We start from the raw sequence: 13,448 nt of genomic DNA, 5'->3' as shown, positions 1-13,448 counted from the left end.
GCGTCACCGGCCTGCGAAGGTGGGACACGTGAAGGCAATCCGTCGATTCACCGTGCGTCCTGTCCTCCCGGACACCCTCCGACCCCTCGCCGCCCTGGCACGCAACCTGCGCTGGTCCTGGCACGAACCGACCCGCGCCCTCTTCGACTCCCTCGCCCCCGAAGGGCTGCGGGGCGCCGACCCGGTGCGGGTCCTCGGCGCCCTGGAGGCCCCGCGGCTCGCCGCGCTCGCCGCCGACGGCGACTTCCTCGCCCGGCTCGCCGCGGCCGCCGAGGACCTCGACGCCTACCTGCACCGGCCCCGCTGGTACCAGGAGCGCGGCGAGGGCGACGGGCCCGCCGCCCTCGCCTACTTCTCGCCCGAGTTCGGCGTCGCCGCCGCCCTGCCCCAGTACTCCGGCGGGCTCGGCATCCTCGCGGGCGACCACCTCAAGTCCGCCAGCGACCTCGGCGTCCCGCTGATCGGCGTCGGACTGCTCTACCGGCACGGCTACTTCCGGCAGTCCCTCGGCCGCGACGGCTGGCAGCAGGAGCAGTACCCCGTCCTCGACCCCGGCGAGCTGCCCGTCGCCCTGCTCCGCGAGGCCGACGGCACCCCCGCCCGGATCACCCTCGCCCTGCCCGGCGGGCGCAGCCTCCACGCCCACCTGTGGACCGCCCGGGTCGGCCGGGTCCCGCTGCTGATGCTCGACTCGGACGTCGAGGAGAACGCCCCCGGCGAGCGGTCCGTCACCGACCGGCTCTACGGCGGCGGCAGCGAGCACCGGCTCCTCCAGGAGATGCTGCTCGGCATCGGCGGCGTCCGCGCCGTCCGGACGTACACCCGTCTCACCGGCCACCCCGAGCCCGAGGTCTTCCACACCAACGAGGGCCACGCCGGCTTCCTCGGGCTGGAGCGGATCCGCGAACTCCAGGGCGAGGGACTCGACTTCGACGCCGCCCTGGAGACCGTCCGGGCCGGCACCGTCTTCACCACCCACACCCCCGTCCCGGCCGGCATCGACCGCTTCGACCGGGCCCTGGTCGCCCGCCACCTCGGCGACGACGGCGCCCTGCCCGGCCTCGACACCGCCCGGATCCTCGCCCTCGGCGACGAGACCCCGCTCGGTGGCGAGGCGGGCGTCTTCAACATGGCCGCCATGGGCCTGCGGCTCGCCCAGCGGGCCAACGGCGTCTCCACCCTCCACGGCGCCGTCAGCCGGGAGATGTTCGCCGGGCTCTGGCCCGGCTTCGACGCCGGCGAGGTGCCGATCACCTCCATCACCAACGGCGTCCACGCCCCCACCTGGACCGCCCCCGAGGCCGGCCGCCTCGGCCCCGACGCCTCCGACGGCGAGCTGTGGGAGCTGCGCCGCACCCTGCGCACCCGGCTCGTCGCCGACGTCCGGGAGCGGCTGCGGGCCTCCTGGCGGCAGCGCGGCGCCGCCGCCGCCGAACTCGGCTGGACCGACTCCGTCCTCGACCCCGAGGTCCTCACCATCGGCTTCGCCCGCCGGGTCCCCTCGTACAAGCGGCTCACCCTGATGCTCCGCGACAAGGACCGGCTGCGCGCCCTGCTGCTCCACCCCGAGCGGCCGGTGCAGCTGGTCGTCGCCGGCAAGGCCCACCCGGCCGACGACGGCGGCAAGCGGCTCGTCCAGGAACTGGTCCGCTTCGCCGACGACCCCCGGGTCCGGCACCGGATCGTCTTCCTGCCCGACTACGGCATGGAGATGGCCCGCGGCCTCTACCCCGGCTGCGACGTCTGGCTCAACAACCCGCTGCGCCCCCTGGAGGCGTGCGGCACCAGCGGCATGAAGGCCGCGCTCAACGGCTGCCTCAACCTCTCCGTCCTCGACGGCTGGTGGGACGAGTGGTACGAGCCCGAGTTCGGCTGGGCCATCCCCACCGCCGACGGCGCCGCCGCGGCGGACGAGGAGCGCCGCGACGACCTGGAGGCCGCCGCCCTCTACGAGCTGATCGAGCGCCGGGTCGCCCCGCGCTTCTACGACCGCGCCGCCGACGGGGTCCCCGTCGCGTGGACCGCCATGGTCCGCCGCACCCTCGCCGACCTCGGCCCGAAGGTGCTCGCCGACCGGATGGTCCGCGAGTACGTGGAGCGGCTGTACGTGCCCGCCGCCGCGGCCCGCCGGGCGCTCACCCCCGACCGGGCCCGGGAGCTCGCCGCCTGGAAGGCCCGGGTCCGGGCGGCCTGGCCCGGCGTCTCGGTGGACCACGTGGAGATCGGCGACGACCTCGCCGAGGCCGGGGCCGAGCTGGGCGCGACCCCGGTGGTCCGGGTCCGGGTCGCGCTCGGCGGCCTCTCCCCGGACGACGTCGAGGTGCAGGCCGTCACCGGGCGCGTCGACGCCGCCGACACCCTCACCGACACCCGCGCCTCCGGGCTGAAACCGGCCGGCGGGCCGGACCTGGAGGGCCGGCAGCCGTACGCGGGCACCCTGGAGCTCGACCGCACCGGTCCCTTCGGCTGCACCGTCCGCGTGCTGCCCGCCCATCCGCTCCTCGCCGACCCCGCCGAGCTGGGTCTCCTCGCCCTGCCGGCGGACCAGACGGCCGAAGTCGCGGGGGTGCTCCTGAGGTAGCCGGACCCCGGAACCACCTGGTCACGACCGTGCGACGGCCACGCCCCAACGGGGCGTGGCCGTCCGTGCGTTCGGGGCTATCTACAGCATGAGAAGGGCGCTGCGGTTCGGAATCTCAGCCCGTGAACGACGGCTGGGGCGGCCGCCCGCGCTTTGCTAGCGTCTCGAAATGTAAACAATGGATTCCAACATTTGAGACGAGGTGCCGTGGCCAGAAACACCTTGCTGGAGCGGATCTGGGCGGAGCACACCATCGACGGGACCGACGGCGAGCTCGTCTACGTCGACATGCACCTGCTCCACGAGCTGACCTCCCCGCAGGCGTTCGAAGGACTCCGGGAGGCCGGCCGGAAGGTCCGCCGCCCCGACCTCACCATCGCCACCGCCGACCACGACGTGCCCACCCGGAGCCGGCAGCTCTCGCTGAGCGACACCATCGGCCGTCGTCAGCTCGCCCTCCAGATCCGCAACAGCCGGGAGTTCGGCGTCGAGCTGCACCCGATGAACAGCCTCGGCCAGGGCATCGTGCACGTCATCGGCCCCCAGATGGGCCTCACCCTGCCCGGCATGCTGATCGTCTGCGGCGACAGCCACACCGCCACCCACGGCGCCTTCGGCGCGGTCGCCTTCGGCATCGGCACCAGCCAGGTCGAGCACGTCCTCGCCACCCAGACCCTGCGCATCGCCAAGCCGAAGAGCATGCGCGTCCTGCTCCGCGGCACCCCCGCCCCCGACGCCACCGCCAAGGACGTCGCCCTCGCCGTCATCGCCGCCATCGGCACCGACGGCGGCACCGGCCACCTCATCGAGTTCCAGGGCGAGGTCATCGACCGGATGAGCATGGAAGGCCGGATGACCCTGTGCAACATGGCCATCGAGGCCGGCGCGCGCAGCGGCATGATCGCCCCCGACGAGACCACCTTCGCCTACCTGGAGGGCCGCGACCGCGCCCCGAAGGGCGAGGAGTGGGAGCGGGCCAAGGAGGCCTGGAAGACGTACCGCAGCGCCCCCGACGCCGTGTTCGACCACGAGGTCGTCGTCGACGTCGACGGGCTGCGCCCCATGGTCACCTGGGGCGTCAACCCCGGCCAGGCCGTTCCCGTCGACGGCGCCGTGCCCGACCCCGAGGCCATGGAGGACCCCGTGTCCGCCGAGGCCGGCCGCCGCGCCCTCGACTACATGGGCCTGGCCGCCGGCCAGTCGCTCGCCGACATCCCGATCGGCACCGTCTTCATCGGCTCCTGCACCAACGGCCGCATGGAGGACCTGCGGGCCGCCGCCGCCGTCGCCGAGGGCGGCACCGTCGCCGCCGGCGTCACCGCCCTCGTCGTCCCCGGCTCCGAGCTGATCAAGCGCCAGGCCGAGGAGGAGGGCCTGGACCGGATCTTCACCGCCGCCGGCTTCGAATGGCGCAACCCCGGCTGCTCGATGTGCATCGCCGTCAACGGCGACCGGGTCCCCTCCGGCACCCACTCCGCCTCCACCTCGAACCGCAACTTCGAGGGACGCCAGGGCCCCGGCGCCCGCACCCACCTCGTCTCGCCCGAGACCGCCGCCGCCACCGCCCTGCTCGGCCGCCTCGCGAGCCGCACCGAGGTCGTCTGAGCCCCGGCCGCCCACCGGCCGGCCCCGCTCCGGCCGACCCCACTCCGGCCACCCGCACCCCGGCGTGCCCGGAACTCCCCGACAAGGAAACGGACATGGAGAAAGTAGAGGAGATCCACGGCAGGGCCGTCCCCCTGGACGCCTCCGACGTGGACACCGACCAGATCATCCCGGCCGTCTGGATGAAGCGGGTCGAGCGCACCGGCTTCGAGGACGGACTGTTCCAGAAGTGGCGCCGCGACCCCGGCTTCGTCCTCAACCGCCCCGAGCGGGCGGGCGCCACGATCCTGGTCTCCGGCCCCAACTTCGGCTGCGGATCCTCCCGCGAACACGCCCCCTGGGCCCTGCGCGACTACGGCTTCAAGGCCGTCATCGCCCCGAGCTTCGCCGACATCTTCCGCAACAACCTGCCCAACGTCGGCCTGGTCCCCGTCACCCTCGACGCCGGCACCACCCGCGCGATCCTCGACGCCGTCACCGCCGACGCCGGCGCCGAGGTCACCATCGACCTGGTGCGCGCCACCGTCACCTGCGCGGCGGCCGGCGTGACCGACGCCCCCTTCACCATCGACGCGGGCGCCCGCCACCGGCTCACCCACGGCATGGACCTCATCGACCTCGCCGCCGCCGCAGAGGAGGCCATCGCCCGGCACGAGGCGGCCCGCCCGTCCTGGATGCCGCGCACCGACGGACAGGTCGAGGACGTCTTCGAGGACTCGGGGGTGGAGGTCGCATGAGCGCCGAGATCATCGACGAGCACGACGGCGACGGCATCCGCCGGGCCGGCGAGGCGCTGCGCTCCGGCGCCGTCGTCGCCGCCCAGACCGACACCAACTACGGGATCTTCTGCAACCCGTTCCTGGAGCGGACCTGCACGAGCCTGTACGCCATGAAGAAGCGCGACGGCGGCAAGCCGCTCACCCTCTTCGTCGCCAGCCCCGCCGACTGGGTCCGCTGGGGCCGCCGCCCCGAGGGCGTCGACGTCGACGCCCTGGTCGAGCGGTTCTGGCCCGGCCCGCTCAACCTGATCATGCGCAAGCGGGAGATCGTCCCCGCCTGGGTCACCTCCGGCAAGGACACCGTCTCCGTCGTCCACAACGTGAGCCCCGTCCTCAACCTGCTCTCCGTCTACAGCGGACTGCCGCTCGCCGCCACCTCCGCCAACATCAGCGGCACCATGGACGAGGGCCTGGTCACCTTCGACATCGCCCGCGAGCACATCGGCGAGCACGTCGACATCATCGTCCGCGCCGCCGCCCCCTCCGGGGCCACCCGCAGCAGCACCATCGTCAGCCTCCTGGGCACCCCGGCCATCGTCCGCCAGGGCGACCTGGCCGCCGAGGAGATCGCCCCGTACCTGCCGGGGCTGGTGCCGTGAGCGACGCCGCCCCGCACGGCGGCGACGCGTCCGGCCCGGGCCGCCCCGCGGCCCGGGTCCGGACCTACCGCATCGTCTCCCGTGCCTACTTCCACCTCCCGGTGGTCGTGGTCTTCCTCGTCCAGCAGGGCTTCGGCACGGCCGCCACCGCCGCCCTCCTCGCCCTGTACGGCGTCACCGTGGCGCTCGGCGACCACGTGGTCGCCCCGCTCCGCCGCCGCCTCTCCCTGACGGGCTGCCTGGTCACCGGCGAGGCCGTCAAGCTGGCCGGACTCCTCGTCCTGCTCGCCCCGGTCTCCACCGGCACCGCGACCCTCTCCCAGCTCCTGTCCGGCCTCGGCTTCTGCCTCACCGCCGGCACCGACGCGGCCCTCGCCTCCACCCTCCTGAGCGGGGAGCGCTTCCGCCTCCAGGAGGCCCGCACCCAGGCCGGGATGTTCCTGATCTCCTTCGCCGCCGGAGTCCTCGGCGCCGTCGCCTACCAGGGCTGGGACCGGGCCCCCTTCCTGCTCTCCGCGCTCGCCTGCGCCGCGGCCGGCGTCCTCGTCGCGCCCGTCGGCGGCGGACTGCGCGCCGGTACGGCCCCGGCCGCGGCCGACCCGGCCGAGCCCGCCGCGCCCCGGGGCGCGCTGCCCTGGCAGGTACGGCTCTGGGCCTCGTACTACTCCGTCTCCCGCGCCGTCCTGCTCACCACCTACACCTTCCTGCTGCCGCTGCTGCTCTTCTTCGAGGCGGAGCTGTCGGTCCCGCTCTTCGGCGCGATCCTCGGCCTCTACACCCTCTGCGGCCTGCTGTCCGTCCGGCTCTCGCTGGTCTGGCAGCGCCACTTGTCGGCCACCGCCCTCTTCTGGGTGAGCAGTGGCCTCATGGCCGGCGGCCTGCTCCTGCTGGTCCCCGGCGGGCTGCCCGCCACCGCCTGCGGCACCGCCCTCCTGGGCCTCGCCGGCGGCACCGTGCGCCCCACCACCATGGGCTTCCTCGGCCCCGCCATGGCCGGGCTCTCCGACCCGGAGCGCCAGCGCGTCACCCGGGGCCTGGAGCGCCGCCAGGGCCTCGTCCAGGCGGTCCTGCTGCTCGCGGCCGGGCTCTGGACCGGCTCGGGCGGCTCCACCCCGGCGGCCGTCGCCGGCTGCGCCGCGCTGGTGCTCGCCGGCCAGGCGCTCGCCGCCGTGGTCATCGCCCGCCGCCCGGCCGGGGCCGATCCGGCCTCCGCGCCCGAGCCCGCCCGCGCCTGAACCCCCTTCTCCCGACCGGTCGTCCACCTGACGAAGGAGCACCCCGTGCTGACCCGCCCCACCCCGCCCGACCCGTACGCCTTCCTCCCGGCCGTCCCCGCGCTCGCCGTCGACTCCGCCGACGTCCGCCCGGGCGCGCGGCTGGCCGAGGCCCAGCTGGCCGCCGGCGGCAACACCAGCCCCGCGATCGGCTGGGAGCCCGGCCCCGAGGGCACCGCCTCCTACGCGGTGACCTGCATCGACCCCGACGCCCCCACCCCGGGCGGCGTCTGGCACTGGGTCGTCGCCGACATCCCGGCGCACGTCACCGCCCTCCCGGCGGGCGGCGGCGACGGCCTCGGCCGCACCCTCCGCAACGACCTCGGCTCCCTCGACTACGTCGGCGCCGCCCCGCCGCCCGGCGACCGCGAGCACCGCTACGTCTTCGCCGTCCACGCCCTCGGCGTCGCCGAACTCCCCGTCGACGAGCAGACCCCGGCCGCCCTCACCGGCTTCCACCTGACCGTCAACACGCTGGCCCGCGGCACCGTCACCGGCCTCGCCCGCACCGAGGCCTGAGCTTCCGCCTCCCGGGCTCCGGGTTCCCGGGCCTCCGGGGCCCGAGCCCCGCGTCCGGGAGCCCCGGCCCCCGCCCCCGTCCGGGCGCCGGCCGGGCCCCGGACCCCCGACCACCACCCGCGCCACCGCACTCCGAAGGAGCGACACCCCATGCCGAGCAGCACACCGACCACCACGCCGAGAGCCACCTGGCGGGGCGAGCCCGTCCCCGAGGCCCTGGCCGCCCTGTCCGCCCCCGGCGGCCTGGTCGTCTGCGCCACCAAGGTCGGCTACATCCTCATGACCACCGACGGCCGGGGCCTGGAGCGCAAGTTCGACGCCAAGCGCCGCAACCGCAACAAGCCCGGCGTCGTCCTCTGCGCCGACCTGGACCAGCTGAAGGCGCTGGCCGAGGTCAACGAGGAGGTCCTGGCCTTCTACGAGCGCCACTGGGACCAGGACGTCCTGCTCGGCTGCATCCTGCCCTGGCGCCAGGACGCCCTGGACCGGCTGCCCGACGAGACCACCCGCGAACTGGCCCGCGACGGACGCGGCACCAGCTGCTTCGTCATCCGCTTCGGCCGGCCCGCCGAGCAGCTGGTCGAGAAGCTGTGGGCCGAGGGCCGCCTGGTCTTCGCCAGCTCCGCCAACCCCTCCGGCGTCGGCAACCGAGGCCGCGTCGAGGGCATCGGCGGCCGCATCGAGGAGGAGGCCGACTTCATCGTCGCCGCCGACGACTACGTCGCCTCCGTCCAGCCGGGCAAGGACGAGACCACCCGCCACGAACAGGGCGTCATGGTCTCCCTGGTCGACCGCGACGGCGCCCTCGTCCCGGTCCAGAAGGGCGAGCGCTCCGTCTCCCCGGCGCCCGTGCTGATCCGGCGCGGTCTGGACTATCCGGCCATCATGGAGAACCTGGCCGACATCTTCCCCTCGTGGGACTACCGTCACGGCGAGTACTACTGACGCGACCGTCCGTCCGGGAGCGGCGCCACGCCGCCCCGGGCGGACCCACGGGTCCGCAGGTCAGTGGGAGATCGACTCTATGGGGGGAGTTGACATTCGCAATGCAGGCACAGGCCGTATGGCTCGCACCACCGGATGCCACGCCGGAGCAGAGAGCAGCCGAGGAGTGGTCCGAAAGACTTGACGAACTTCTGGAGCGGGTCGGGACGCAGTTCTTCTCCCGCTCGGACCTGAGGCACCGGGCGCAGAAGTACGTGCGCTCGCTCCTCGGCGGAGTCCACCGCGTCGACGCGGACTTCCGCACCACCGCCGACAACAGCGCCTTCTGGCTCCAGCAGCACCTGCTCGGCCGCTCCGTGTGGGACTCCGACGAACTGCGCGACTACATCCAGCGCTACGTCGTGAACGGACTCGCCGACAGCAGCGGCAGCGGCGTCCTCGTCCTCGACGAGGCCGCCTTCAGGAAGAAGGGGAACGCCTCCGCCGGCGTCGCCCGGCAGTACGCGGAGGCCCTGGGCGGCGCCGTCTCCTGCCAGGTCGGCGTGATGGCCTTCTGGTCCACCCGGATCGGCACCGCGCTCGTCGACCGCGAGCTGTACCTGCCGCCGGAATGGGACACCGACCAGGAGCGCCGCCAGCGCGCGCACATCCCCGACGCCGTCGGGCACGTGCCCAAGCAGGAGCTGGTCCGGCGCATCGTCGAGCACTTCCTGGAGCGCGCCCCCCGGACCGCGTCCGCGGGCGCCTGGATCGTCGCCGACACCCGGCTCGGCTGCGACCGGGAACTGCGCGCCTTCCTGGAGGAGCGGGGCGTCCCGCACATGGTGGGCATCCCGCCGTACCACTCCGTCCTGCCGCACCCGGGCTGGCGGCGGGTCTCCCGGCTGGTCCAGCGGTACGCCGAGGACCGCGACTGGGGCCGGCTGCCGGTCGACACGGAACCGGTCGACGCGGGCCGCCCCTGGGAGTGGTGGGTGCGCCGCATCCCGTCCGACCCGGAGCCCCGGCAGTCCGCCGCGCGCCAGATGGCCCGCTGGCTCATCGTGTGCCGGCGGGCGGGGGACAGCCAGCCGCGGCGCTACTTCATCGCCCGCGGCCCGGCGGACGTGCCGCTCGACGACCTGGCCGCCGTCGTCGCCGCCTGGCGCAACAGCCGCGGCGCGCTCGCCGCCGCGGTGGAACGCTGCGGCCTGGAGGCGTACCGGGTGCGCTCCTGGCACGGCTGGTACCGGCACGTCACCCTCGCCCAGCTCGCCGTCGCCTTCCTGGCCGTGCAGGCCGGCGGGCACGCCTGCGGCGAACGCGAGCAGGACCTGCTACCGGGGCGCCGCTGACGGCTCCCGCACCCGCACGAGCGACCGGCACGTCGGCGGAGGACGCCGTCGTGCCGGTCGCTTCGCGGTGCGGCCGGGTGATCAGTCGAGAACCCGCCCCCGGACGCCGTCGAGCCAGCTCGCCTCGTGCGCGTCGGCGGCGGCGTCGTCGCGGAAGGCGTAGGTCTTCAGGAGCCAGCGCAGCCGGGTGGACTCGAAGTGCTGGATGTCCACCATCTGCCGGCTGTGCAGACCGTCCTGGTTGGCGATGACCAGCAGATCGCCGTTCTGGATCCGGTGGTACTGCTCACGGCTCTTGGCGAGCGCGTCCCGGAACTGCCGCAGGGCCTCGTAGTGGGCCGCCGACGAGGAATCCGCCGGAATGGTGCGGGTGTCGTAGTAGCGGAAACTGTGCTCGTTCTCCAGGACCGCGTGGAAATCGGAGACGTCCTGCGTGCGGTTCGAATCCCGGGAGAGTTCGTCGTACGGCGTGACGAACGCCTTCTCGCGCAGCAGCGCCTGATTCTCCTCGGAAATGAACTTCAGGAGTTCCCGGCCGTCGACGTACTTCGTGTAGACGAGGTCGTCGGTGGGGCAGCGCATGCCGAGCAGGGCGAGGTAGTCGGCCCGTACGGGGTGCGCGGTGCGGTCGTTGTGCCAGTACAGCTCCCAGTCCGTCTTCTGCGTCTGGGTGCCGCTGTAGCGGTTGTCGGCGTACACGTCGTGGAAGAAGTCGCCGTTGTTCCGCGTCGCGTAGGACAGCAGCGGGGTGGCGGTGAGCTGGGCGAGGAGTTCGAGCATGCCCTCGCCGACGAAGGTCTGCTTCCGGAGGTACTTGTCGTCGACCGGGTTCTCCTGGTCGAAGACCGGTATGTCGGCGTCCAGCGGGCAGTTGGACAGGACGTGCGCGTAGGTCTCCTTCGCGGCGCGCTGGGCGGCCACCGCCGCGCACGCCGTCATGAACCCCGCGGGCACCCGGCCCTCGGCGATGAGGCGTCCGATCGCCTCGCGGAACTTGTCGTAGTCCTTGTAGGGGTCGGCCCCGAGGAAGGTCAGCGCCTCCGAGAGCGCGTCGCGGTCCGTGTTCGAGAAGGTGTAGATCGCCTTCATGTGGGGAGAGTCCTCGACTTCTTGGGAGAGGCCGCTCCGAATTCTTCGGGCGGCTTCGCGGGCTTTTTTACGTCGACCGGTAGGACCACGGGCCGGCTTGTGGCCTGCTGGGCTGCCACGCGGTCCCGGTCTCGGAGAAACCCTTGTGGGGAACGACTTCAACGTATCCGCGCCGGACGCCGCGGGAAGCATTCCGGGGAAAAGCCGATTCCGGACCTGCCGGAATTCCTCAGTCCGACGGAAAGGCGTCGAGATCTCCGCGGACCCGCCCTTGTGCATTTCCTCCGGGAGAAAGGACGGAACGGCGCCGTCCGCGGCGGACCGCGCGCCCGGCGCGGACGGACGCGGCCGCCCCGAGCGGCCCCCTCCGCCTCCGCCCGCACCGGCCGCCCCTTCGGACCCCGGACGCCCTCGCTGTACCTGGGGCCTCTCGGCTCCGGGAACGACCCGCCTAGGCTGGACCGCATGATCAGGGTGCTGCTGGCCGACGACGAGGCGATGATCCGTGCCGGGGTGCGGGCCATCCTCACCACCGACCCGGGGATCGAGGTGGTCGCCGAGGCGGGCGACGGCCACGAGGCCGTGGAACTGGCCCGGCTGCACCGCCCCGACGTCGCCGTCCTCGACATCCGGATGCCCCGGCTGGACGGCCTCGCCGCCGCCGACGCGCTGCGCCGCGTCCTCCCGGACACGGCGGTCGTCATGCTCACCACCTTCTCCGAGGACGACTACATCGCCCGCGCCCTCGGCGGCGGAGTCGGCGGCTTCCTCCTCAAGTCCGGCGACCCGCGCGAACTGATCGCCGGGGTCCGGGCGGTCGCCGCCGGCGGCGCCGCCCTCTCGCCCACCGTCGCCCGCCGGGTCATCGACACCCTCGGCGGCGAGCGGCTCACCCGCGCCGCCGCCGCCCGCGCCCGGCTCGCCCCGCTCACCGGCCGGGAGCGGGAGGTCGTCTCGCTGCTCGCCGCCGGCTGCTCCAACCAGGAGATCGCCGCCCGCATGCACGTCGTCGAGGGCACCGTCAAGGCCCACGTCAGCGCCGTCCTCGCCCGGCTCGGCCTGCGCAACCGCGTCCAGCTCGCGGTCCTCGCCCACGAGGCCGGTCTGGTCGGCGGGGAGCCCGCGCCGGACCACCGGGACCCGTCCGGTGCCTGAGACCTCCCCGGCCCGCCGGCGCCTGTTCGACCTGGCGCTGTGGCTGCTGCTCTCCGTCCCGGTGCTGCTCCGCTCGGACCCGAACGACGGCGGTTCCTGGCTCCGGGTCGTCGCGGGCGTCACCGTCCTCGGCGGCTGCGTGGCCGTCAGCCGCCGGTGGCCGCTGCTGCCGCTCGCGGTCACGGTCGCCGCGAGCCTGCCCGCCTCCCTGGAGCTGTTCACGCCCTCGTACAGCCTCGCGCTCGTCGCCTTCGGCTACCTCGCCGGGCGGCGGCAGGACCACACCGGGGGCTCGCTCTGGCTGTTCGGCGCGGTGGCGGCGGTCGGGCTGCTCCTCACCCGCCTGACCGGCACCTCCCTCGGTCCCTGGTTCACCCTGCTGCTCGCCCTCGCGCTGGCGATCGTGGCGCCCTGGCTGGTCGGCCGGTACGTCCGCCAGTACGACCGGCTGGTGCGCAGCGGCTGGGAGCTGGCCGACCGGATGGAGCGGGAGCAGGCGGCCGTCGCCGACCGGGAGCGGCTGCGCGAGCGCTCGCGGATCGCCGGCGACATGCACGACTCGCTCGGCCACGACCTGGCGCTGATCGCGGTGCGGGCGGGCGCCCTGGAGGTCGACCCGGAGCTCGGGCCCGGGCAGCAGCGGGCGGCCGGCGAGCTGCGCCGGGCGGCGGCGGAGGCGACCGAGCGGCTGCGGGACGTCATCGGGGTGCTGCGGGAGGAGGGCGCCGGGGCCCCGACCAGCCCGCCGGACGAGACGGTCGGCGAACTGGTGGACCGGGCGCGGGCCTCGGGGCTCGACGTGACGCTGACCGGCGGTGTGCCGGAGCTGCCGGGGATGGCGGGCCGGGCGCTGCACCGGGTGGTGCGGGAGGGGCTGACGAACGCGGCCAAGCACGCGCCGGGCGCCCCCGTGACGGTGGAGTGCCGGGAGGCCGGGGAGCGGGTGACGGTACGGGTGGGGAACGGGCCGGGCGCCGGCTCGGGACCGCCCGCCTCCGGGGGCTCCGGGCTGGTCGGGCTGGACGAGCGGGTGCGGCTCGCGGGCGGCACCCTGAGCCACGGGCCGGTGCGGGGCGGCGGGTTCGTCCTGACGGCGGTGCTGCCCCGGCGGGTGCCGGCGGCGGTGCCGGCCGCGCCGACCTCGGCCCGGGAGCTGGACCGGGCCCGGCGGCGGGTCCGCAAGGACCTGGTGCGGGCGATCTGGATCCCGCTGGCGCTGCTGGCCGCGCTGGCGGTGCTGACGGCGGGGGTGGCGGTGTGGTCGCAGGCCCGCGCGTACCTGGAGCCGGACAACTACGCGCGGCTGCTGGTCGGCCAGGCGTACGCGGAGATCGTGGACGACCTGCCGGACCACGCCCTGGAGACGCTCCCGGCCGGGCTGCCGGCGGAGCCGGCGGGGGCGGACGAGTGCCGCTACTACCGGGCGACGGTCTTCGCCGAGGTCCCGGTCTACCGGCTGTGCTTCACGGCGGGACGGCTGGTCTCGGCCGACGAGCTGCCGTGAGACGGGCGGACGCCCGGGGGGATGGCTCCCTCCGGGCGTCCGCGGTGTCCGTTTCGCGCCGTGC

At 74.5% G+C, this 13,448-nt stretch carries 11 protein-coding genes; 10 read left to right on the top strand and 1 reads right to left on the bottom strand.

Annotated elements, in window-relative coordinates; genetic code table 11:
• Nucleotides 1-28: 28 nt before the first annotated feature.
• From glgP to ACF1ED_RS04315, 8 genes are all read left to right on the top strand, one after another.
• On the top strand, nucleotides 29-2,581 hold the full coding sequence (gene glgP, locus ACF1ED_RS04350; protein WP_391756894.1) for an alpha-glucan family phosphorylase: 2,553 nt from the start codon (nucleotides 29-31) through the stop codon (nucleotides 2,579-2,581).
• Between the two features lie 207 nt (nucleotides 2,582-2,788).
• A complete protein-coding gene (leuC, locus tag ACF1ED_RS04345) occupies nucleotides 2,789-4,186 on the top strand; it encodes a 3-isopropylmalate dehydratase large subunit (RefSeq protein WP_391756893.1) in 1,398 nt (465 codons plus the stop codon).
• Nucleotides 4,187-4,281: 95 nt separating this feature from the next.
• Nucleotides 4,282-4,923 (top strand): 3-isopropylmalate dehydratase small subunit, encoded by a 642-nt coding sequence (leuD, locus tag ACF1ED_RS04340; RefSeq protein WP_391756892.1) that lies wholly within the window; start codon nucleotides 4,282-4,284, stop codon nucleotides 4,921-4,923.
• Entirely contained in the window at nucleotides 4,920-5,564 is a 645-nt protein-coding gene (locus tag ACF1ED_RS04335; RefSeq protein WP_391756891.1) for an L-threonylcarbamoyladenylate synthase, read from the top strand. The genes leuD and ACF1ED_RS04335 overlap by 4 nt, the downstream gene beginning before the upstream one ends.
• Nucleotides 5,561-6,799 carry a hypothetical protein gene (locus ACF1ED_RS04330; protein WP_391756890.1) on the top strand — a complete coding sequence of 413 codons (1,239 nt, stop codon included), beginning with the start codon at nucleotides 5,561-5,563 and terminating at the stop codon, nucleotides 6,797-6,799. The genes ACF1ED_RS04335 and ACF1ED_RS04330 overlap by 4 nt, the downstream gene beginning before the upstream one ends.
• A gap of 48 nt (nucleotides 6,800-6,847) precedes the next feature.
• A complete protein-coding gene (locus tag ACF1ED_RS04325) occupies nucleotides 6,848-7,357 on the top strand; it encodes a YbhB/YbcL family Raf kinase inhibitor-like protein (RefSeq protein WP_391757488.1) in 510 nt (169 codons plus the stop codon).
• A 150-nt stretch (nucleotides 7,358-7,507) separates the two neighbouring features.
• On the top strand, nucleotides 7,508-8,302 hold the full coding sequence (locus ACF1ED_RS04320) for an L-threonylcarbamoyladenylate synthase (protein ID WP_391756889.1): 795 nt from the start codon (nucleotides 7,508-7,510) through the stop codon (nucleotides 8,300-8,302).
• A 101-nt stretch (nucleotides 8,303-8,403) separates the two neighbouring features.
• Complete coding sequence (locus ACF1ED_RS04315; RefSeq protein ID WP_391756888.1) at nucleotides 8,404-9,636, top strand: IS701 family transposase; 1,233 nt, start codon at nucleotides 8,404-8,406, stop codon at nucleotides 9,634-9,636.
• An 81-nt stretch (nucleotides 9,637-9,717) separates the two neighbouring features.
• Here ACF1ED_RS04315 and ACF1ED_RS04310 read toward each other — a convergent pair whose 3' ends face one another.
• Nucleotides 9,718-10,725: a TauD/TfdA family dioxygenase gene (locus tag ACF1ED_RS04310; RefSeq protein ID WP_391756887.1), complete on the bottom strand. Its 1,008-nt coding sequence runs from the start codon at nucleotides 10,723-10,725 to the stop codon at nucleotides 9,718-9,720.
• A gap of 465 nt (nucleotides 10,726-11,190) precedes the next feature.
• Between ACF1ED_RS04310 and ACF1ED_RS04305 the strand changes: the two genes are divergently transcribed.
• Together ACF1ED_RS04305 and ACF1ED_RS04300 are read left to right on the top strand one after the other, a co-directional pair.
• Nucleotides 11,191-11,880, top strand: a complete 690-nt coding sequence (locus ACF1ED_RS04305) for a response regulator transcription factor (protein WP_391756886.1) — start codon at nucleotides 11,191-11,193, stop codon at nucleotides 11,878-11,880.
• A complete protein-coding gene (locus tag ACF1ED_RS04300) occupies nucleotides 11,873-13,384 on the top strand; it encodes a sensor histidine kinase (RefSeq protein WP_391756885.1) in 1,512 nt (503 codons plus the stop codon). Before ACF1ED_RS04305 ends, ACF1ED_RS04300 begins: the two co-directional genes overlap by 8 nt.
• Nucleotides 13,385-13,448 lie beyond the last annotated feature (64 nt).

This window comes from Streptomyces sp. NPDC014656 (genome assembly GCF_043084305.1).
Taxonomy (GTDB): Bacteria; Actinomycetota; Actinomycetes; order Streptomycetales; family Streptomycetaceae; genus Streptomyces.
Note: the sequence above shows the minus strand (reverse complement) of the source record. Positions and strands in the feature narration are given on the sequence as shown.